This is a genomic window from Roseovarius gahaiensis (assembly GCF_011601345.1).
In the GTDB taxonomy this organism is placed as follows: Bacteria; Pseudomonadota; Alphaproteobacteria; order Rhodobacterales; family Rhodobacteraceae; genus Roseovarius; species Roseovarius gahaiensis.
In genome coordinates this window covers 1-17,716 of the sequence record NZ_JAAORB010000028.1, presented here as the reverse complement: position 1 = coordinate 17,716, position 17,716 = coordinate 1, and the positions used below count along the sequence as shown (strand labels likewise).

Sequence of the window (17,716 nt, the reverse complement as noted above, 5' to 3'; positions counted from 1 at the left end):
CGGAGCCTGTCGCGGGCCTCAGCCTTGCACTGCCTCACACTGCAAGCGTGATAGATTTTGAACGGGTATAAGCATCCAGACCCTCCAAGCCTTTTTCGCGACCGAAGCCGGATTTGCGGTTGCCGCCAAACGGCAATTCTATTCCGCCGGCCCAATAGTCGTTGACGGTGACCTGCCCCGCATCCACCCGCTGCGCCATGCGCAGCGCCGTAGACATGTCGCGGGTGTAGATACCGGCGACCAAGGCAAATTCCGTGCCATTGGCAAGCGCCAGAGCCTCTTCTTCGCTTTCGAAGGTTTGCACGGCAAGAACGGGGCCGAATATCTCTTGCGTGACCGCGTCGTCGTTGGCTGGCAAATTGCCAAGGATGGTCGGCTCAAAGAACCAGCCCTTGCCGGTTTCCGGGTCGGTTGCGATGTTGCCGCCGGTGGCGATTTCCACACCGCGGGCGCGGGCGCGCTCCACGTGGCCCGCGATCTGCGTCAAATGCCGGTCTGAGTTCACCGCGCCCATGTCCCGATTGCGCAGCCCGTGACCAAAGCGCAGGCCTTGGGCTTTTCTGACCAGCCGCTCCAGAACTTCAGCGTGCAAATCGCGGTGGATCACCAGCCTAGAACCGGCCGAGCAGATCTGCCCGGAATTGGAGAAAATCGCCCAGAGGGCGCCCTCCGCCACCGCCTCCGCATCGGCGTCGGCAAAGGCGATCAGGGGCGACTTGCCGCCCAGTTCCAGCGTCAGGCCCGTGACGTTGGGGGCGACGTTCTGCATCACGCTCACGCCAGTTGCCACCGAGCCGGTGAATGTCACGTGGCGCACCTGCGGATCGGCAACCAACGGCGCGCCAGCGTCATGGCCAGTGCCCGTGACCACATTGACCACGCCCGCAGGCACGCCTGCACGCACCAGCAGTTCGGCGATGATCAGCGCGGTAAAGGGTGTGGTCTCCGCCGGTTTCACAACCGCCGAACAACCCGCCGCCAGCGCAGGCGCAATACCGCGCACCAAGGTCGAGGTCGGGTAGTTCCAAGGCACGATATGAGCCGTCACGCCCACCGGCTCGCGCAGAGTGAACGCGGCGTTGCCATTGCCCAGATTGACGCTGCGCCCGTCCAGCTTGTCAGCGGCACCTGCGTAATATTCGAACAACCGGGCAGAGCCTGCCACATCGCCCTGCGCTTCGGCCAGCGTTTTGCCGCTGTCGAGGCTTTCCACCACCGCAAGCCGGTTTGCTTCGGCGCGCATCATTCGCGCGACCTCGTTGAGGATAGCGCAGCGGCGCGCGGGTGGCGTGTTGCGCCAGACCTCGAAACCCTCTGTTGCGCTTGCCACGGCGCGGTCCACATCAGCCGCGGTGCCAGCGGCAAAATCGGCAAAAGCCGCGCCGGTACCGGCATCGAAGCTGTCCATGCGGTTGCCACTGTCAGCGGCAACAAAAGCACCATCAATGAAGTGGTCGCGCGGCAGGTTCGGCAGGCTGCCGGTCTCAAAGTAGGTGGAAATCAACTGATCCGATGTCATCATGCATCCTCGCTGCACTTATAGGTGGATTTGGCGAGCCATTCAGGGTTGATCTCAACGCCCCAGCCAGGAGCGTCAGTCACCACGGCGTGGCCATCCGTGATCTTGTAAGGATCGTTCAGGAACAATTCGCGCTGCCATGGATAGTAATCGTCGCCTTCGATCGAGACCTCCAGATAACGGCCCGGGTTGGGCACGGCGCGCAACAGGTGCATGGTAAATAGCGTCACCAGCGACAGGTTGGCCGCATGCGGGGTGCAGGGCAGCCCGGCAGCGTGACCCATGCAGGCCACCTCCATGCTACGCACCATGCCGCCAAGATACAGAATGTCGGGCTGTATGATGTCCACCGCGCGCATCGCGACGATGCGCTTCCATTGCTGAAGATCCCAGTCTTGCTCGCCACCGGCAACGTTGATTGACAACTCGCGGGTGACGTCTGCGGTCTGCTCAAGCTCCCAATAAGGGCAAGGCTCTTCGAAATGTTCGTAGCCGTTGGCCTCCAGCATCCGGCCCACTTCAATCGCGCGGGACGGGCCAAAGCCCGAGTTGCCATCAACCAGCAGCGCCGCATCCGGCCCCATGGCCTTTCGGATGGCAGGAATGATCGCTTCGGTGCGTCCCTCCCATTCATCTTTGTCTTGCCCGCATTCAGCGCCCACGCGAACTTTGAAGGCATCAAATCCGAAATCGTCACGCAGTTGCAGCAGCCGCGCCGCCTCGTCCGCTGGCGTGATGTCACGCCGCATCGAGGACGCATAAGCGCGCACCCGACCAGCCGCGCCGCCCAGCATCTCGGCCACCGGCTTGCCGGCGGCTTTGCCGCGCCAATCCCAAACGGCCGTGTCCAGCCCCGCCATCGCCCGGCGCAAATACGTGCCGGGGAACTTGTGCTCGCGCAGCGGGATCTCGGCGATCACATCCTCCAGCGCATCCATGCCGCGCCCCAATGCCCAAGGTGCCACCTGCCGGTGCAGGATCTCACAGGTCAGGTCACTGTTATATGTGGAGACCTGCCCCAAGCCGGTCGTGCCATCCTCGGCGCAAACCCGCACAAAGCCGATCAGCGGCGTGCAAAAGGTTTCGATCCGGCGGATACGCAGCCCGGAATCGTGCTTGCCACGATCACTTGAAACCGGCACGGCACCGGACATGGAATAAGGCGTGCTCATGCATCCTCCAGAATAAGCTCAGCCGCGCGATGCGCCAGCATCATGGTGGGGGCATTGGTGTTGCCCGAAGTGAGATTGGGAAAGACCGAAGCATCCGCGACGCGAAGCCCCTGCACGCCATGCACCTTCAATCGAGGGCTGACGACCGAGGCCTGCGCGTCCTGCCCCATTCGGCAGGTTCCAACAGGGTGAAAGACCGTGCCGCAGCGTTCGCGGAAATCGGCCAGAATCTGGTCATCATCCATGTCCCGCAGATCCGGGCCCATCGCTGTCTCTACCAGCCTGTTCAGCGCCTTTGTGTTTATAATCTTCTGGCACAATCGGCCGCCTGCCACGACTTGCGCCCTGTCCCCGTCGCTTGCCAAAGAATTTGGCCGGATCCGCGGCGGGGCCAGTGGGTCCGCCGTGCTGATGTCAATGCGGCCACGGCTGCTGGGGCGGGCGGGCTGAAAGCCGATGATAAAGCCCGGAAACGGGTCTGGCTGTACCACGGTGCGCTTGCCATTCGGCGCGGTCGTGTAAGTGACAGGATTGAAGTATAGCTGTTGATCGGGCCGCGCCAGTTCAGGCGAGGAACGGAAATAACCGCCGCACTGGTTCACCGACAGCGCCAGCGGCCCACGCCGGGTGAGCGCGTATTGCAACGCTGCCCGCAGCTTGCCAGTGAGCGGCCGCAGCATGTTGTTCAGCGTCGGTTCGGTGGCCCTGAAGTAATAATTTATTCCAAGGTGATCCTGAAGGTTACCGCCGACATGCGGCGCATCCAGAAGCGGCGCGATGCCCCGCGATTTCAGCAGCTCCGCAGGGCCGATACCCGATAGCTGCAACAGCTGCGGCGACGTCACCGCCCCCGCCGAAAGGATTATCTCGCGGCCCGCGCGCAGGGTCAGCCTGCGCCCGCCGCGAAGCACTTGCACCGCCGTCGCGCGCCGCCCCTCAAAAACGATCCGCTCTGCAATAGCGCCGGTCATCAGGGTGACGTTCGGCCGCTTCAGGGCAGGTTTCAGAAACGCGCGCGCGGAATGCATTCGGCGGCCCCGGCTGGTGTTGATCACGTACACACCAGCGCCCTCGCAAGCATTGCCGTTGATATCCTCGGTGCGCGGCAGCGCCAGTTCGTCCGCAGCGGCGAAGAAATGTCGATTGACCGAGTGAACCTGATCCGAAACATCCTGCACATGCAGCGGCCCGCGGCCTTGGCGCGTGCCGCCGGGACCAAGCCGAGTTTCCAGTGCCTCGTAGGTCTGGCGCGCGGTTTCCCAGCCCCAGCCATCCGCCCCGGCCGCCGCCCAGTCCTCGAAATCCTGCGGCAGCCCGCGCGCGTAGACCAATGCGTTGATCGCCCCTGAGCCGCCCACGACCTTGCCGCGCGGCCAATAGCCACTGCGCCCGGCCAGCGCGTCCTCCGGCTCTGTCTGGTATTTCCAGTTCACGCCAGGGTCGAAGAAGGTTTTTCCATACCCAAGAGGCAGGGCAATCCACGGTGACCAACCGCGCCCGCCGGCCTCTAGCACGAGCACCTTATGGCGCCCGGACACGCTCAGCCGCTCGGCCAGCACACAACCTGCAGACCCCGCGCCGACGATGATGTAATCGAAGTCTTCCATTTAGCCCCCCTGCCGACTCTCATGGGGGTTTTGGCACGGTGAACTGGTAATTTATAAACAAATAATCATTTGATATAGATGTGGAAAAATTTGCAGTGTAGACGCGCCCCATGAACGACATACCCCCCTTGCCCTGGCTGCGCGCTTTTGAGGCGGCCTCTCGGAATGGTAACTTTTCCAGCGCCGGTGAGGAGCTTGGACTAACGCCCGCCGCCATCAGTCATCAGGTGCGGGCGCTTGAAGAGCAATTGGGCTATCCGTTGTTTTCGCGTGAGAAACGGCCCATGGAACTGACCGCGATGGGGGAGCTATATCTGCCTTGGGTCATCAAGGCCTTTGAGACTTTGCGGCTGGGAACGCGGGATGTTTTCGGCACCAGAGGCACCCGCCCGGTGCGAATCCGCTGTCTGCCGACATTTGCGCAGGTCTGGCTGCTCAAGCAATTGCCAGATTTCCGCGCGCGCTATCCGGAGGTCAATATGCAACTGCATATGGGCACCTGGGCGAGCGCGATTCAATCGAACCAACTGGATATCGAAATTCGTTTTGGAAACGGGGATTGGCCGGGTCAGCGCGCAACACTTTTAGGCCGTCATCCCGTTGTCCCGGTCTGTCACCCGGACCTGCAACCGACAGGCAGCACGCTGGATGCATTGCGAGACTCATCTTTGATCGAGATCATCGGTGTGGCCGACAACTGGCATCAATTTTTCCTGCAGGAGAACCTCCGCCCCCCTGCGCAAATCCCAGCGCTCAGCGTGGACCAGAGCATAGCCGCCCTTGAACTGGCAGCAAGTGGTATGGGACATGCGCTGGTGTCAGAGCTTTTTGCAGCGCCATATTTGCAAGACGGACGCCTCGTTCATTCACTGCCAATTGAAAAGCACACAGATCAGGCTGTTTATATCACCCACCCGGAAGGGCCTGTCAGCTACGCGTGTCAAGTGTTCGTTGACTGGATTATTGAGCAGTCTTCTGCGATGCGCCAAGTGTGACCAAGTTCCAAGCCGGATCTGGCGAAAGAGATAGGTTTGCAAATGACGCGTCAATGCGCCGCTCGGTTGTGCGTGTCTGGCGCGGCCTTTGACACATCTGGGCTCACTGCCGACCGCGGCCATCGCGCGTGTCGTTCGGCGCAACGGCAGGTCAGACCCGCGCGCAAGGTCAAGTCACCGCTGTCGCATGGGGCGGCGCATCACCCGCACCGGCTAGGATCGGATCATCAGAAGTTCCGCCGTCACGCAAACGGAATTTCGCAGCCGTGTCAGGCGGCCGTCCCGGTGGACGCCGTCAAACCCGACCGAGATCGAGTTTAGCCGCGCCTGTCCCTGCCGAAAATCGGCCTCGGTCAGGAAAACCTCCGTCGCGTAGCTGTCGAGGCCGGGCCCAGCGTCGAAACAGGCGCCCACGACGCTGCCGATCCCCTCGATCCGCGCCTCGGCAAACCCGCGCGCTTCTGCCAGTTCCTCGACCGCGGCGGTGATATCCTGATTGGGTTGCAGGGTGCAGAGCAAGGCGTCCTGCCCCCCCTCATGCATAGGCGACGCCTGCGGCTGGAACAAGGAAAACCATGTCTCCGGATCGTGCTCGACGGCCAGCGTCGCGCCCGAAACGGCCCATCCCGTCACCACGCAATCCTCGGCGATTTCGCTTTCGGTGGGCAGGAGGTGCCCCATCGCGGGCTCGCCGCTGTCCCCGCGCCAGAACCCGTGGCAATGGGTGAAGGGGGCGCCGTCGCGCAGCCCGAGGTGAACGCCCGCCGTCAGGATGCGCGGACGATCATGGATCCGCCTCGTGGCGCTATACCATGCCGCGTGCCCGTCGCCCGGTGCGGGTGCCGGTATCACGTAGGACAGGTTCTCCATCGGCACGTTCTCCAGCCGCAGGTAACCGGCGCTGTGCCCCTGCGCCTCAAGGCCCTGCGCCACTGCATCCCCAAATGTCAGCCCCGCCCGCAGCCGCACCTTCACCGGGTGGGCGCGGCAGGCCACCGCCCGCCAGCGGTCGGTGGCCGCCGGGCCGGGATGACGAATGGTCCTGCCCGTCGCCTGATCCGTCATGCCGTCGTGCCGGGCAACTGGCCGCGCGCTTCAAGCTCCTGCCGGATCATCTTCTTGGTGATCTTGCCATAGGCGGATTTTGGCATCTCGTCCCAGAACACCATCTCGCGCGGCAGCTTGTAGCGTGATATCCGGGCTTCCAGCCAAGTGAGGATCTCGGTCTTGTCCGGGGTGCCGCCCTCGCGCGGGACGCAGACGGCAAGCCCGACCTCGCCCCAGACAGGATCGGGGACGCCCAGAACTGCGGCTTCCGATACCGCCGAGTGCATCAAAAGCTTCTCCTCGATTTCACGCGGATAAATATTGGACCCCCCCGAGATGTACATGTCCGACGCGCGCCCCGTCAGGTAGACGAAACCCTGCGCATCCATATGGCCCAGGTCCCCCGTCAGGAACCAGCCATCGCGGAAATTCTTGGCGTTGGCGTCTGGGTTGTTGAAATACCCCGCAAAGACGGCCGGGCCAATCACGGCGATCTCGCCGGTTTCGCCCGTGGCCACTTCCTCGCCCTTGTCGTTCTGGATCTGCACCTGCATTCCGGTGCGGGCAAAGCCGCAGGTGCCGACACGCATGGCCGCGTCATCGGTGTGATGATGCACCGGCGGTAACACGGTGATGTTGCCCGTCACCTCGCCCAAGCCGAAATACTGCACCAGCACCGGACCCAGCTTTTCGATAGCCAGCACCTGATCGGCGCGGTACATCGGCGCGCCCGCGTAGATCACATATCGCAGGCTGGAACGATCATGCAGGTCGACCGACGGGTGCTCAACCAGCAGCTTGATGATGGTCGGCACCATGAAGGCATTGGTAACGCGCCACTTTTCGACCAGTGCCCAGATCTCGGCCGGATCAAATTTCTCACCCGCTGGCAAGATCGTCTTGACGCCATGGGCGACTTGCGCAAGCTGATGCACCCCGGCCCCGTGCGACAGCGGCGCCACCACGATCGAGGCGTCATCGGGCCCGGTTCCCGGCATCAGGTCACACAGGTGGTTGGTGATGACGAAAGCCATCTGGCCATGCGTCAGGACAGCGGCCTTGGGCCGGCCCGTCGTGCCCGAGGTGAAGAAGAACCAAGCCGGGTCGTCGCGCTGCACGGCGACGGGGGAAGGTGTCTGGCCTTCGTGCCGGGCGATTATGGCTTCGTAATCCTCGGCGAACTCGGCTTGGCCGATGGCCACGGTGAACGCCACCTGATCGCCGCAGGTGGCAGCATGATCGGCGAAAGCTGCCCCGCAGATCAGCCCGCGCGCCTGAGCGGATTCGGCAAGCCAGCCAATCTCGTCCGGGGACTGTCGGAAATTGGCCGGCACCCAGATGGCGCCCACGCGCCAGCACGCGAACATCGCTTCGAACATTTGGTTGCAATTGGCCGATTGAACCAGGATCCGGTCGCCCTTGGCGACGCCGAAATCATGAATCAGGGCATGGGCAAACGCCGCCGAGCGTGCCTCCATCCGCGCCCAAGACCAGGTGTGCGTGCCCCAGACGAAGCCGATATCGTCGCCCAGCCGGCGGGCGCTTTCGGTCAGAAAATGCGACAGGTTCATCACCCGCGTCGAGGTCGGGGTGACGCCGTTTGACAGATCTATTGTCATTTCGCGCGCTCCAAGATCGACACGTAGTTGGCCACGGCGGCACCGCCCATGTTGAACACACCGGCCGTCGTCGCGTCAGGGATCTGCATGTCGCCCGCATCACCTGTCAGCTGCATCGCCGCCATGACATGCATCGAAACGCCTGTGGCGCCAATCGGGTGCCCCTTGGATTTCAGCCCGCCCGAGGGGTTGACCGGCAGGCGGCCATCCTTGCGGGTGACACCCTCGCGGATCACGCGATACCCCTCTCCGGGGACGGCGAGGCCCATTGCCTCGTATTCCAGCATCTCGGCCACGGTAAAGCAGTCGTGGCTTTCCACCAACGACAGATCGTCAAGGCCTATGCCGGCCTCTTCCAGCCCGGCCTGCCATGCCATGCGCGCCCCGCGGAATTCCAGGACGTCGCGGCGCGAAAGCGCCATGATATCATTGGCCTGAACCCGTGCGCGAAAGGCGATGGCGCGCTCCATTCCGGCAGCGGTTTCCGCGTCTGCGAGCACCAGCACGGCGGCCCCGTCCGAGACGAGCGAGCAGTCTGTCCGGCGCAGCGGCCCGGCCACGCGGGGGTTCTTCTCGGAAACCGTGTTGCAGAAGGCCACGTCGAAATCCTTGTGCATGTGCGCCAGCGGGTTGGCCATGCCGTTGGAATGGTTCTTCGCCGCGATCATTGCCAGTTCTTCGGACTTGTCGCCGTAGCGCTGGAAATAGGCCGATGCGATCTTGCCGAAAAGGCCCGCGAAACCACCCTCGATATCAGCTTCCTCACGCCGGTAGCTGGCGCTCAGCAGGATGTCGCCAACCTCGTCGCCGGGGGTGGCTGTCATCTTCTCGGCCCCGACCACCAGCGCGATGCGACCGCGACCAGATTCGATGAAATCCATCGCGCCATGCAAGGCCGCGGAGCCTGTCGCGCAGGCGTTCTCATAGCGCACCGCCGGAGTGTGCGCGAAGCGCTCGTCGCCCATCGCCACCAGCGCACCTTGAAAATCCTGCTTCGAAAAGCCGTTGTTGAAGACGCCGGCAAAGATGCCGTCCACATCCTCGGGCGTAATCCCGGCATGTTCCATGGCAGGGCCGACCGCCGCCGCCATGAGGCTTTCGGTGTCGGGGTGTTCGGATTTGCCGAAGGGCGTGTGACCCCATCCGACGATCTGTGCTTTCGTCATCCGTTTCTCCTTTCAGGATGCCCAGGGCGTGCCGCACGCGGCGTTTACCCCAGCCGTTCTGCGATTTTCGCGGCTTCGGTTTTCAGTTGCGAAACAAGTTCCAGCCGGCGAGGCTCTTTCATGCGGCTTTCCACGGCAGCAAGCGACACGGCACCGGAAAGGCCGCCATCAGGGCCGTGCAGGGCGATGCCGATGCCCCACGAATCGGTGAAGATCAGGCCGGGATTCAGGGCGTAGCCATCACGCCGCGTCCGGGCGACATGATGGCGGATGCTGTCGGGCGACAGGTGCGGGTAATCTGCGGCCAGAATCGCGGCATTGGCCTGCAGGACATCCTCCACCTCGTCGTCGGGCAGCGCGGCAAGCATTGCCAGCGATCCCGCCCCAACGCCTAGCGGATGCTGCGCCCCGGACATCAACGCGTAGGTGCGAATCGGGTATGCGCCTTCCTCGCGATGCAGGCAGACCGAAGACATCCCGCGACGCACTGAGATGAACGCCGCATCCCCGGTTTCGCGCGCAAGATGCACCAGACTGCCCATGGCCTGTTTCAAAAGGCCGTGCCGCCCCGAGGCGCGCAGCCCCAGGATGAAGGCTTCTTTGCCAAGGTGATAGAGGCGGCTTTCGTCATCCTGTTCGATCAACCCCGCGCGGATCAACGCCAAAAGCAAGCGCCGCGCCGTGGCCTTGTTCAGCCCCGATCGCACAACCACTTCCGACAGCGTCAGGCCGCCGCCGGACTGCCGGCCGATCAGGCTTAGCAGTTCGAGCGCGCGATCGACGCTTTGCGCACCGCGAAGTTGGCCGGGATCCTGCATTAGTTCCACTATATGAACCTGTAGTTTCTTTTAGCACGGGTATTTCGGATGAATTTTCTTTATATTGGCTTTTTCTGATATCTTTTTGCAAGTTTTTCTTGTCAGCTTTGAAACAAGTGGTTCATCATATGGACGTTTGCTGCTTACCTTTGCAGCTTAAACGCTTTTAGCCCTGCCTTGGGGTGAAGTTTGGAGGAGGAAAACAATGAATTTTGCCAAAGTCGGTCGCGTGGCGGCTGCCTCGATGATCACGGGTGCCCTGATGGCAAGCGCCGTCTCGGCCGAGACACTGCGCCTGTCACACAACACCGGCGACAGCACCACCTGGCACAAGGGGGCCGAACGGTTCGGCGAGCTTCTGGCCGATAAGACCGGCGGCGATCTGGATGTGCGGGTCTTCCCGAACGCCCAGCTTTCCGGTGGGGATCAGATGCGTCAAGCCGAGATGGTGGGCCGCGGCGCGCTTGACCTCGTCGTGACATCGGCGATCAACGTGACCCCGCTCGTGCCCGAAATGGCGGTGTTCTCGCTGCCCTATCTCTATGCCAACTATGACCAGGTCGATGCCACAACCCAAGGTGCACCGGGCGAAATGCTTTCGGATATCCTGCTGGAAAAGGGTATCGTGGTTCTGGCTTGGGGCGAGAACGGTTTCCGCGAAGTGACGAATAACGTGCGCCCGATCACATCGCCCGAAGACATGGAAGGCCTGAACATGCGTGTGGCCGGCCCAATGTATATCGACGTGATGAACGAGTTGGGGGCCAACCCCCAGCAGATGCAGTGGGGCGAGACGATGACCGCGCTGCAACAGGGCGTCGTGGACGGACAGGAAAACCCGATCGGCGCGGTGATCATTCCGCAGCAGATCTACGAGGTGCAGGAATACCTGACGACATGGCACTATTCCTATGACCCGATTTTCCTGGGCATCTCGAAGGACAAGTGGGACAGCTACGATTCCGACATGCAGACCGCACTTAGCGAAGCCGCGCAGGAGGCGATGGACTATCAGCGCCAGATCACCCGCGAGGACACAGCCAGCGGCCTTGATTTCCTGCGCGAGCAAGGCATGGAAATCTACGAGCCGACGGCGGAAGAACTGGACGCGTTCCGGACCGCCACGAAACCGGCCTTCGACGAATGGGCGGACAAGGTCGGCGCGGACATCGTGAACACCTTTCAGGAAGCGATCGCGAACGCTGACTGAGTGATCGGTTTCTCACGGGCAGGCCCTTTTTGGGTTTGCCCGTCCTTCTTTTCCGCGACGGATGACAGGAGCATGCGACAATGAGGTTTCTTCTGCGTGACGCGGAAAAGATTATCTGCGCGTTCATTTTCCTTGGCATGACCCTGCTGGGATTCGCCAATGTCGTCGTTCGTTACGCCACGAACTTGTCGCTGGCCGCCACCGAAGAATTGTTGACCAACGGGTTCCTTCTGCTGACGGTATTCGGGGCAGCGCTGGCCGCCCGCCGGGGGGAGCATCTGGCAGTGACGCTGGTGCATGACATGATGCCCCGCGTGCTATGGAAGCCCGTCCTCGTGCTCTCCGCGGCCCTGTCGGTCGGCCTTCTGGGGATGTCAGCCTGGTTTTCCTGGCAGTCGCTGGCCAATCTCTACGCCAACGGTATGAATTCCTACGCGCTGGGCATTCCGGCCTGGTACTATCAGGCGGCGGTGCCCTTTGGGTTCGCGCTGATCATCCTACGCTACCTGCAGCATGTGGTCGAAATGCTGAACGGGCCTGCCCGGCAGGTGCTGCCGGATGTTTGAGTTTTTCACCGATATCACCGCTGGATCGCAGATGGTGATCGTATTTTTCCTGCTGATGGCCCTGCGTCTGCCGGTGGCATTCGCGCTCGGCTTGTCGGCGATCTACACCATGTGGAAGATCGGGTTCGGGTTCGACCTTGCGGGTGATCTGATCGCCACCGGCATCACCAAGTTTTCGCTTCTGGCGATCCCGTTCTTTATCCTCGCAGGGACACTGATGGGCTCGCTCGGGATCGCCGAGCGGATGATCCGCTTTTTCCGGGTGCTGGTGGGCACCCTGCCCGGCGGCATGGGGGTTGTCGGCACGGTCGTTTGCCTGTTCTGGGGGGCGGTCAGCGGCTCTGGCCCGGCATCGGTGGCGGCCATCGGCCCGATGATCATCAAGGGCATGGAAGAGGATGGCTACAGCCGGGCCTATGCCGCCGGGCTGGTCTGCACCGGGGCGGCGCTATCAATCGTGGTTCCCCCCTCAATCGGGCTGGTGATCTACGGCGTGATCGCCGAAACCTCGATCTCGCGGCTCTTCATCGCGGCGATCATTCCGGGGATCTTCATGGGAATGACCATGCTGGCCGTGCTGCCGCTAGCGCGCCGCGGGCGCGCGGTGGCGGATCGTTCGGCGCTAGAGGCGCTCAGCCCCGACCCCCACGCGGACCTCGCCTATGGCCGGAAGCTTTGGCTGACCTTTCGCGAAAGTTTCTGGGGCCTGATGACCCCGGTCGTGATCCTGGGCGGGATCTATTCCGGCATTTTCACCCCGACCGAGGCGGCGCTGGTCGCCACCGTCTACGCGCTGGCCGTCGGCGCGCTGGCCTATCGGACGCTAACGTTTCGCGGGCTTTACGACGCGCTGGGCAACGCCGCCGCCTCGTCGGCCGTGGTGATGCTGGTCGTGGCCTATGCCAGCCTGTTCGGCTGGGTCGTCACGGTCGAGGATCTGGTCGGCAGCTATTCCACCGCCCTTCTGGGCATCAGCCAGAACGAATGGGTGATCCTGCTGGTGATCATGCTGGTCCTCGTGCTTGCCGGAATGTTCATGGACGCGGTAACGGTGATGTTCATTTCGCTTCCGATCTTCCTGCCCGTTGTGCGCGAGCTGGGCTGGGATCCGGTCTGGTTCGGCGTGCTTGTGATGGTGAACCTGGCCATTGGTCTGATTACGCCACCTGTCGGCATCAACCTCTACGTCGCGGCGAATGTCACCAAGCTCTCGATCGAGAAGGTGGCGCGCGGTGCCATGCCGTTCTTGCTGGTCAGTCTTGTCGGGCTCGGTGTGATCGCCGCCTTCCCGTCGCTTTCACAGGTGCTGGTAGAGTGGATGAGATGACCCAGACCACCGCATTTTCCCGATAACCGGAGATCCAAATGACACCGAAAACCGCAATCGTGACCGGCGCTGCCCGCGGCATCGGCCTTGCCACCACCCGCCTGCTTCTTGCCGAAGGCCGGCGCGTGGCCATGATCGACCGCGACGCCGAGGCGCTGACGGCGGCCGCGCAGGAGCTTGATGGCGTGCTGCCGGTAATTTGCGACGTGTCCGACCCCGACCAGGTCGCGGCCATGGCCGAAAGCGTCATGACCGAGTTCGGGCGGATCGACGCGCTGGTCAACAATGCCGGCGTCGCTGATTTCCGCCCGATGGGCGAGACCGATTTTGCGACATGGCGCAGTGTGATGGCAACCAATCTTGACGGCGTTTTCCTGACCTCTCAGGCGGTCATCCCGCATCTGAAGGCGGTCGGCGGCGCGATTGTCAACGTTGCCTCGATCTCGGGCTTGCGGGCCAGCACGCTGCGGGCTGCCTACGGCACGTCGAAGGCGGCGGTGATCCACCTGACCCGGCAACAGGCCGCCGAACTGGGCGAATGGGGCGTGCGTGCCAATGTCGTGGCACCGGGCCCGGTGGATACCAAGCTGGCGCTTGCCGTGCACACGCCGGCGATCCGCGCGGCCTATCACGATGCGATTCCCCTCAATCGCTACGGGCAAGAGACCGAGATCGCCGAGGTTATCTCCTTCCTGTGTTCCGACAAGGCCAGCTACGTCACAGGCCAGACGATTGCCTCGGATGGCGGCTTCGATTCGACGGGCGTCGGCCTGCCAGCACTGCGCGGCGACCCGGCGTGACGCGCCCACCCGCGCCGCCGGCAGTCGGATTGCACCGGCTGCCTGCCCGGGCAACCTGATGGCCGACATATTCGCTGATCGCATCGTGGACTGCCCGGCACTGACGCTCTAGGTCAGCGCAGGTGTCGGCAAGACGAGGACCGCCCTGCGCTTGCTGGCAAAGCATGGCCGGGCGTTGCTGGCCCGAGGCCACATACTGATCTATGTGCCGACCTTAAACCTCGCGGAACGCGCTACGGCAGAACGGCCCTCCGGATCATCGACGCAGAAGTATGGCCACAGCTCTGCTCGATCACGGATATCTTCGTTGAAGAGTTCCTGCGGGCACCGGAGCAAGGATTCCCGCCCGAACTCCGTTCTGATCTTCTCACTGCGAAAACTGCCATCGTCGCGACGCTGCAGAAGGGAGCGGATGGCCGTGCCCACCTCATGTCGCATGGAATCGGCAAGGAAATTCTTGAATTGCTTTCAAAAGGAGAATCCGCCTCAAGCGGCATACTCGATATCACGCCACGCGACAGCACCGCGCGCGTCACATCGATGCTCAAGCAATATGATCGCTTCGCGCTCTTTGAGTCGCGAAAGCATCAGGCGCTTTTCAACTTGCTTGCCTCGGCGGAGGAGGCACTCGGACCGAACCGTCTGACGCTTGAGGATCATTGATGCCAATCAGGAATGCGACAGGTCATTCGGCTTTATGGGGTCAAAAAATCGAACGCGACGCACCCCTGATGATGATCGACGCGCACGCGGATGAAGCGATTGCCGAGAGGCTGGCGCCAGGAACCGATTTCGCGAGGCTCGAAACCAAACCGCAAGCCGAGATCGTCCAGATCTCCGGTCGAACATTTTCTGACACCTGGTTGCTCGATCCCAGGGCCGGCGCAGATCGCAGAGCAAAGATCCGCACGATCATCGAGCGTGATGTTGCCCGAGTAGATGGCGACGGCGTCCTTGTCGTGGCGACAAAGTCGGTTCTCACAAAGTTTTCACGATGAGGATTGCCAACGCACGATGATTAAATCGCTTTGCAAGTCGCGCAATATAGCCGGAATATCCCAAAGCAGACGTGCAGGACAGCGAAACCGTTCCCGATCAAAGTTGGCTCTTTGCTGCAGGTGCTGCTGAAATCTCGCATGCGAATATATGATATATTCGGCCAGTAGCGGTTAGGGCCTTGCAAAGACAAGCGACCCTTCAGGCAGCGCGGGCAGCTATCGCGCGTTTTTCCGTGGTCTTCAGGTCGCGTCTTCGCTCACGAGACGCATTCCCAGATGTGCAGGAGGTGATCCGACAGCGCATCCGCCACGCGCCGGGTCGCGGATGAGGTAAGACATGGCGGCGACGTGCTCGCCGCCGACGAAATATGCCGGGCAACGCGCGGGATCGTCATCGCCCGATGCGCCTGCATAGCAGTCCTGCGTCCATTCCCAGACGCTGCCGTCAAGATCAGCGATGCCATCGGGGGAGGTTGAAAAACTGCCCTGGGGTTTCAGTGCGCGGGCGGGCAAACCCTTGGTCAGGTAGGCCGACGCCCAAGTGAGCGAGGGATCGGTGAAAAGTGGGTCGGCCTCTTCTGGCAGCACCGGCCGTGCCATCTCGGCCCATTCAGCCGCGGTGGGAAGGCGGAAATTTCCGCCAGTCGCGGTGTTGATCCAATTCAGGTATTCGGTCACGTCGACATAGCTCAGCCCGGTCGCTGGCGTCACGCGCGCGTCCTGATCAGGCCGGGTGCGCAGGCGCAAGCTACAGCCACCGTCGGCATGGCAGGTGTTCCATTCGGCCACGGTCAGCTCGTATTTTTGAACGTAAAGCCGCGCACCGGTCGAGAGGGTAACGGGGCTGGCGGCCATTTCCGGCACCAGCGAAAGATTCCTCTCGGTGCCGCGCCATGTCAGCACGGCACCGAGAAGGACCGCCACCAAGACGATCAACACAACCGAAAGAAGGGACAACTTCACGGCAGGCTTCAATATCCGGGTGACGGTCATACGTAGGTTCCTTTCAGATCAGGTTGCGAAGCTTCGTGGTGCCACAACCTGTTCCATCAAGTTGTTGTCCCATTCACCCTCGACGACAAAGTGTGCCGTCCCGCCGAGCATAGCGGCAATGATGAGGTTGTGGTTCACGTAGACATAGACGCCCGGCTGCTCGAAGGTGTACATCGCCGCCGCCGCGCTACCGCCGCGCACGAACCATGTCTCCATGCCGGTCAGCGGCACATCGGTGAACGAGCTTTCCCAGACAAAGTCACCATGACCGCCGATCAAGTGCGGGCGGCTGTCCACGTTGCACGAATTGTGCACCATCAACACGGTCTCGCCGACCTTGGCCTTGAGCGCGTTTTCGCCCGTCAGCGCGCCGACCGCGCCATTGAATACCTGGTGCGTCGGAACCAGCCCGCGCATGGCCTCAAGACTGTCGGCATAGTCGTCACCGGCGGCCTCATAGGCCTTGTAGTCGCCGTTGTCGTCCATCGGCAGGTAGTAGTCCTGCTCGCCGATATAGGCGATGCTGTCATAGCGCAGCGGGTTGCCTTCGGCATCCTTCAGCCCGTCGCGCGGCAACACCATGACCGCGCCGTTCATGCCATGCGTGACGTGATAGGGGATCATCGCACCGCCGGGGGCGCAGTGATAGGTAAAGCACCCCGCCTTGGTCGCCTTCCAGCGCAGCACGCATTCCTCGCCGGGATAGACATGGGTCAGGCCACCGCCACCCAAGGCCCCTGTGGAGGCGTGAAAGTCGATATTGTGCTCCATCATGCTGTCGGCCGGATTGCGCAGGGTCAGTTCCACCATGTCGCCCTCGTGGCAGATGATCAGCGGGCCGGGGACCGAGCCATTATAGGTCAGCGCCCAGACCGACGCGCCGGTATCTTCGTCCACCACCATCAGCTTTTCGGTGGTCTCCATGGTAATCTCGACGATCTTGGGGCCGCCGGTGGCAACCTGCTCATGCACGGGTGCAAAGGGTGGCGCGACAAGCTCTTGTTTCACGCGGGTGTAGCCGGAAAGATCGGCAGGTTTGGCCGTGGTTTCGGCAGACTGTTTGGCGGCAGCCTTGTGAAGATGTGCGGATGCAGCGTTGGCCTTGGCGAGCCGGGGCGCGCGCGGCGCCGCCATCGCACCTACCCCAGCCATTGCCGCCGCGCCCGCGAGCATGGAGCCGCGCAGCACGTTTCTGCGGCTGGTTGAGACGAGTCCGGGGTTGATGATCTTGGTCATGATGTCCTCCATGACGTTGGTGGTGGCGGGCACCATGCCCGCGCACCGGGAAAAGGATCAGAGATTGCCGAGTTGCGCTTCGAAACGTTCCTTGGCCTTGCGAGGCACGCGGCCTTCGAGAAAGGCATCGGGGGCCGCCACGTCGCCGACGGCGATGGTCATCACCATGCCCATGGCGTAATGCGGCTTGCAGATCACACCATAGACGCCTTCGGCATCGAGCGTAACTTCGTATTCCTCGTTGATCTTGCCAGAGAACGCCTCGGCCCCCTCGGGCAACATGCCCTTGTTGATCTCGGCGTTGTGGCCCTTGTCGGTGGCCAGAAAGCGAATGGTATCGCCGGGGGCCGCCTGAACGAAGGCAGGCTCGAACACCATGCGCTCGCCATCGGCGCCCTTGTTCAGCATCTTGACGTCGAAGGTTTCGGCGAAGGCCGCGGAGCCCATCAGCGCGGCGAGGGCGAGGCCGGTTGTCAGCGTACGGATCATGTCGTTGTTCCTTTCATGTCGCGTTGTTGCTTGAGTCCAAAACTAGCGGTTTCCACAAGCGGGATATTGTTCTGGAATGTGAATCGGCGTGCAAAATTGACCCACTTGGGTGGGTTATGAGCGAGTAAAATTGACCCACCTGTTTCGTTAACAT

17 protein-coding genes are annotated in these 17,716 nt (G+C 62.3%); 7 read left to right on the top strand and 10 right to left on the bottom strand.

The annotated features are described in order from the left end of the window. Nucleotides 1–34 precede the first annotated feature (34 nt). Genes HAT86_RS12330 through HAT86_RS12320 form a run of 3 tightly spaced genes read right to left on the bottom strand, consistent with a single transcriptional unit; the run spans nucleotide 35 to nucleotide 4,298 of the window. Nucleotides 35–1,519 carry an aldehyde dehydrogenase family protein gene (locus tag HAT86_RS12330; RefSeq protein WP_167198082.1) on the bottom strand — a complete coding sequence of 495 codons (1,485 nt, stop codon included), beginning with the start codon at nucleotides 1,517–1,519 and terminating at the stop codon, nucleotides 35–37. Further along, the gene (locus HAT86_RS12325) at nucleotides 1,519–2,691 is read right to left on the bottom strand and encodes a mandelate racemase/muconate lactonizing enzyme family protein (protein ID WP_167198079.1); all 1,173 of its coding nucleotides are present in this window, start codon (nucleotides 2,689–2,691) and stop codon (nucleotides 1,519–1,521) included. The genes HAT86_RS12330 and HAT86_RS12325 overlap by 1 nt, the downstream gene beginning before the upstream one ends. After that, nucleotides 2,688–4,298 (bottom strand): GMC family oxidoreductase, encoded by a 1,611-nt coding sequence (locus HAT86_RS12320; protein ID WP_167198076.1) that lies wholly within the window; start codon nucleotides 4,296–4,298, stop codon nucleotides 2,688–2,690. Before HAT86_RS12320 ends, HAT86_RS12325 begins: the two co-directional genes overlap by 4 nt. Nucleotides 4,299–4,408: 110 nt before the next feature. Here HAT86_RS12320 and HAT86_RS12315 point away from each other — a divergent pair, with 110 nt between their 5' ends. Then, nucleotides 4,409–5,293, top strand: a complete 885-nt coding sequence (locus HAT86_RS12315) for a LysR substrate-binding domain-containing protein (RefSeq protein WP_167198073.1) — start codon at nucleotides 4,409–4,411, stop codon at nucleotides 5,291–5,293. Nucleotides 5,294–5,506: 213 nt separating this feature from the next. Here the strand turns inward: HAT86_RS12315 and HAT86_RS12310 are convergent, their stop codons facing one another. The 4 genes from HAT86_RS12310 to HAT86_RS12295 are packed head-to-tail and all read right to left on the bottom strand — an operon-like array spanning nucleotide 5,507 to nucleotide 9,943. Next, the gene (locus tag HAT86_RS12310; protein WP_167198070.1) at nucleotides 5,507–6,358 is read right to left on the bottom strand and encodes a PPC domain-containing DNA-binding protein; all 852 of its coding nucleotides are present in this window, start codon (nucleotides 6,356–6,358) and stop codon (nucleotides 5,507–5,509) included. Continuing rightward, on the bottom strand, nucleotides 6,355–7,959 hold the full coding sequence (locus HAT86_RS12305) for an acyl-CoA synthetase (protein WP_167198067.1): 1,605 nt from the start codon (nucleotides 7,957–7,959) through the stop codon (nucleotides 6,355–6,357). The genes HAT86_RS12310 and HAT86_RS12305 overlap by 4 nt, the downstream gene beginning before the upstream one ends. Continuing rightward, nucleotides 7,956–9,125, bottom strand: coding sequence for an acetyl-CoA acetyltransferase (locus HAT86_RS12300; protein ID WP_167198064.1), 1,170 nt, complete (start codon nucleotides 9,123–9,125; stop codon nucleotides 7,956–7,958). Before HAT86_RS12300 ends, HAT86_RS12305 begins: the two co-directional genes overlap by 4 nt. A 44-nt stretch (nucleotides 9,126–9,169) precedes the next feature. After that, on the bottom strand, nucleotides 9,170–9,943 hold the full coding sequence (locus tag HAT86_RS12295; protein WP_167198150.1) for an IclR family transcriptional regulator: 774 nt from the start codon (nucleotides 9,941–9,943) through the stop codon (nucleotides 9,170–9,172). A gap of 205 nt (nucleotides 9,944–10,148) precedes the next feature. On the opposite strand from HAT86_RS12295, the gene HAT86_RS12290 reads away from it, so the two are divergent. From HAT86_RS12290 to HAT86_RS12265, 6 genes are all read left to right on the top strand, one after another. Continuing rightward, a complete protein-coding gene (locus tag HAT86_RS12290) occupies nucleotides 10,149–11,153 on the top strand; it encodes a DctP family TRAP transporter solute-binding subunit (RefSeq protein WP_167198061.1) in 1,005 nt (334 codons plus the stop codon). An 80-nt stretch (nucleotides 11,154–11,233) separates the two neighbouring features. Next, nucleotides 11,234–11,719 (top strand): TRAP transporter small permease, encoded by a 486-nt coding sequence (locus HAT86_RS12285; RefSeq protein WP_167198058.1) that lies wholly within the window; start codon nucleotides 11,234–11,236, stop codon nucleotides 11,717–11,719. Further along, nucleotides 11,712–13,046: a TRAP transporter large permease gene (locus HAT86_RS12280; protein WP_167198055.1), complete on the top strand. Its 1,335-nt coding sequence runs from the start codon at nucleotides 11,712–11,714 to the stop codon at nucleotides 13,044–13,046. The genes HAT86_RS12285 and HAT86_RS12280 overlap by 8 nt, the downstream gene beginning before the upstream one ends. A 38-nt stretch (nucleotides 13,047–13,084) precedes the next feature. Next, nucleotides 13,085–13,846 carry an SDR family NAD(P)-dependent oxidoreductase gene (locus HAT86_RS12275; protein ID WP_167198052.1) on the top strand — a complete coding sequence of 254 codons (762 nt, stop codon included), beginning with the start codon at nucleotides 13,085–13,087 and terminating at the stop codon, nucleotides 13,844–13,846. Nucleotides 13,847–14,275: 429 nt separating this feature from the next. Then, entirely contained in the window at nucleotides 14,276–14,509 is a 234-nt protein-coding gene (locus HAT86_RS12270; protein WP_167198049.1) for a hypothetical protein, read from the top strand. Further along, nucleotides 14,509–14,844 (top strand): hypothetical protein, encoded by a 336-nt coding sequence (locus HAT86_RS12265; protein WP_167198046.1) that lies wholly within the window; start codon nucleotides 14,509–14,511, stop codon nucleotides 14,842–14,844. The genes HAT86_RS12270 and HAT86_RS12265 overlap by 1 nt, the downstream gene beginning before the upstream one ends. A 240-nt stretch (nucleotides 14,845–15,084) precedes the next feature. Here HAT86_RS12265 and HAT86_RS12260 read toward each other — a convergent pair whose 3' ends face one another. From HAT86_RS12260 to HAT86_RS12250, 3 genes are read right to left on the bottom strand one after another with little or no spacing between them, the layout of a single operon-like run. Then, nucleotides 15,085–15,837 (bottom strand): formylglycine-generating enzyme family protein, encoded by a 753-nt coding sequence (locus HAT86_RS12260; RefSeq protein ID WP_167198043.1) that lies wholly within the window; start codon nucleotides 15,835–15,837, stop codon nucleotides 15,085–15,087. 18 nt (nucleotides 15,838–15,855) lie between these two features. Further along, complete coding sequence (gene nirK, locus HAT86_RS12255) at nucleotides 15,856–17,073, bottom strand: copper-containing nitrite reductase (protein WP_167198147.1); 1,218 nt, start codon at nucleotides 17,071–17,073, stop codon at nucleotides 15,856–15,858. Between the two features lie 57 nt (nucleotides 17,074–17,130). Then, on the bottom strand, nucleotides 17,131–17,562 hold the full coding sequence (locus HAT86_RS12250; RefSeq protein ID WP_167198040.1) for a pseudoazurin: 432 nt from the start codon (nucleotides 17,560–17,562) through the stop codon (nucleotides 17,131–17,133). Nucleotides 17,563–17,716 lie beyond the last annotated feature (154 nt).

What these genes read in the sequence shown, in the direction of transcription:
- HAT86_RS12310 (WP_167198070.1), bottom strand. Translation starts at nt 6,358, where the DNA reads ATGACGGATCAGGCGACGGGCAGGACCATTCGTCATCCCGGCCCGGCG.
- HAT86_RS12290 (WP_167198061.1), top strand. Translation starts at nt 10,149, where the DNA reads ATGAATTTTGCCAAAGTCGGTCGCGTGGCGGCTGCCTCGATGATCACG.
- HAT86_RS12320 (WP_167198076.1), bottom strand. Translation starts at nt 4,298, where the DNA reads ATGGAAGACTTCGATTACATCATCGTCGGCGCGGGGTCTGCAGGTTGT.
- HAT86_RS12305 (WP_167198067.1), bottom strand. Translation starts at nt 7,959, where the DNA reads ATGACAATAGATCTGTCAAACGGCGTCACCCCGACCTCGACGCGGGTG.
- HAT86_RS12295 (WP_167198150.1), bottom strand. Translation starts at nt 9,943, where the DNA reads ATGCAGGATCCCGGCCAACTTCGCGGTGCGCAAAGCGTCGATCGCGCG.
- HAT86_RS12300 (WP_167198064.1), bottom strand. Translation starts at nt 9,125, where the DNA reads ATGACGAAAGCACAGATCGTCGGATGGGGTCACACGCCCTTCGGCAAA.
- HAT86_RS12325 (WP_167198079.1), bottom strand. Translation starts at nt 2,691, where the DNA reads ATGAGCACGCCTTATTCCATGTCCGGTGCCGTGCCGGTTTCAAGTGAT.
- HAT86_RS12315 (WP_167198073.1), top strand. Translation starts at nt 4,409, where the DNA reads ATGAACGACATACCCCCCTTGCCCTGGCTGCGCGCTTTTGAGGCGGCC.
- nirK (WP_167198147.1), bottom strand. Translation starts at nt 17,073, where the DNA reads ATGACCAAGATCATCAACCCCGGACTCGTCTCAACCAGCCGCAGAAAC.
- HAT86_RS12270 (WP_167198049.1), top strand. Translation starts at nt 14,276, where the DNA reads ATGTCGCATGGAATCGGCAAGGAAATTCTTGAATTGCTTTCAAAAGGA.
- HAT86_RS12275 (WP_167198052.1), top strand. Translation starts at nt 13,085, where the DNA reads ATGACACCGAAAACCGCAATCGTGACCGGCGCTGCCCGCGGCATCGGC.
- HAT86_RS12330 (WP_167198082.1), bottom strand. Translation starts at nt 1,519, where the DNA reads ATGACATCGGATCAGTTGATTTCCACCTACTTTGAGACCGGCAGCCTG.
- HAT86_RS12265 (WP_167198046.1), top strand. Translation starts at nt 14,509, where the DNA reads ATGCCAATCAGGAATGCGACAGGTCATTCGGCTTTATGGGGTCAAAAA.
- HAT86_RS12260 (WP_167198043.1), bottom strand. Translation starts at nt 15,837, where the DNA reads ATGACCGTCACCCGGATATTGAAGCCTGCCGTGAAGTTGTCCCTTCTT.
- HAT86_RS12250 (WP_167198040.1), bottom strand. Translation starts at nt 17,562, where the DNA reads ATGATCCGTACGCTGACAACCGGCCTCGCCCTCGCCGCGCTGATGGGC.
- HAT86_RS12285 (WP_167198058.1), top strand. Translation starts at nt 11,234, where the DNA reads ATGAGGTTTCTTCTGCGTGACGCGGAAAAGATTATCTGCGCGTTCATT.
- HAT86_RS12280 (WP_167198055.1), top strand. Translation starts at nt 11,712, where the DNA reads ATGTTTGAGTTTTTCACCGATATCACCGCTGGATCGCAGATGGTGATC.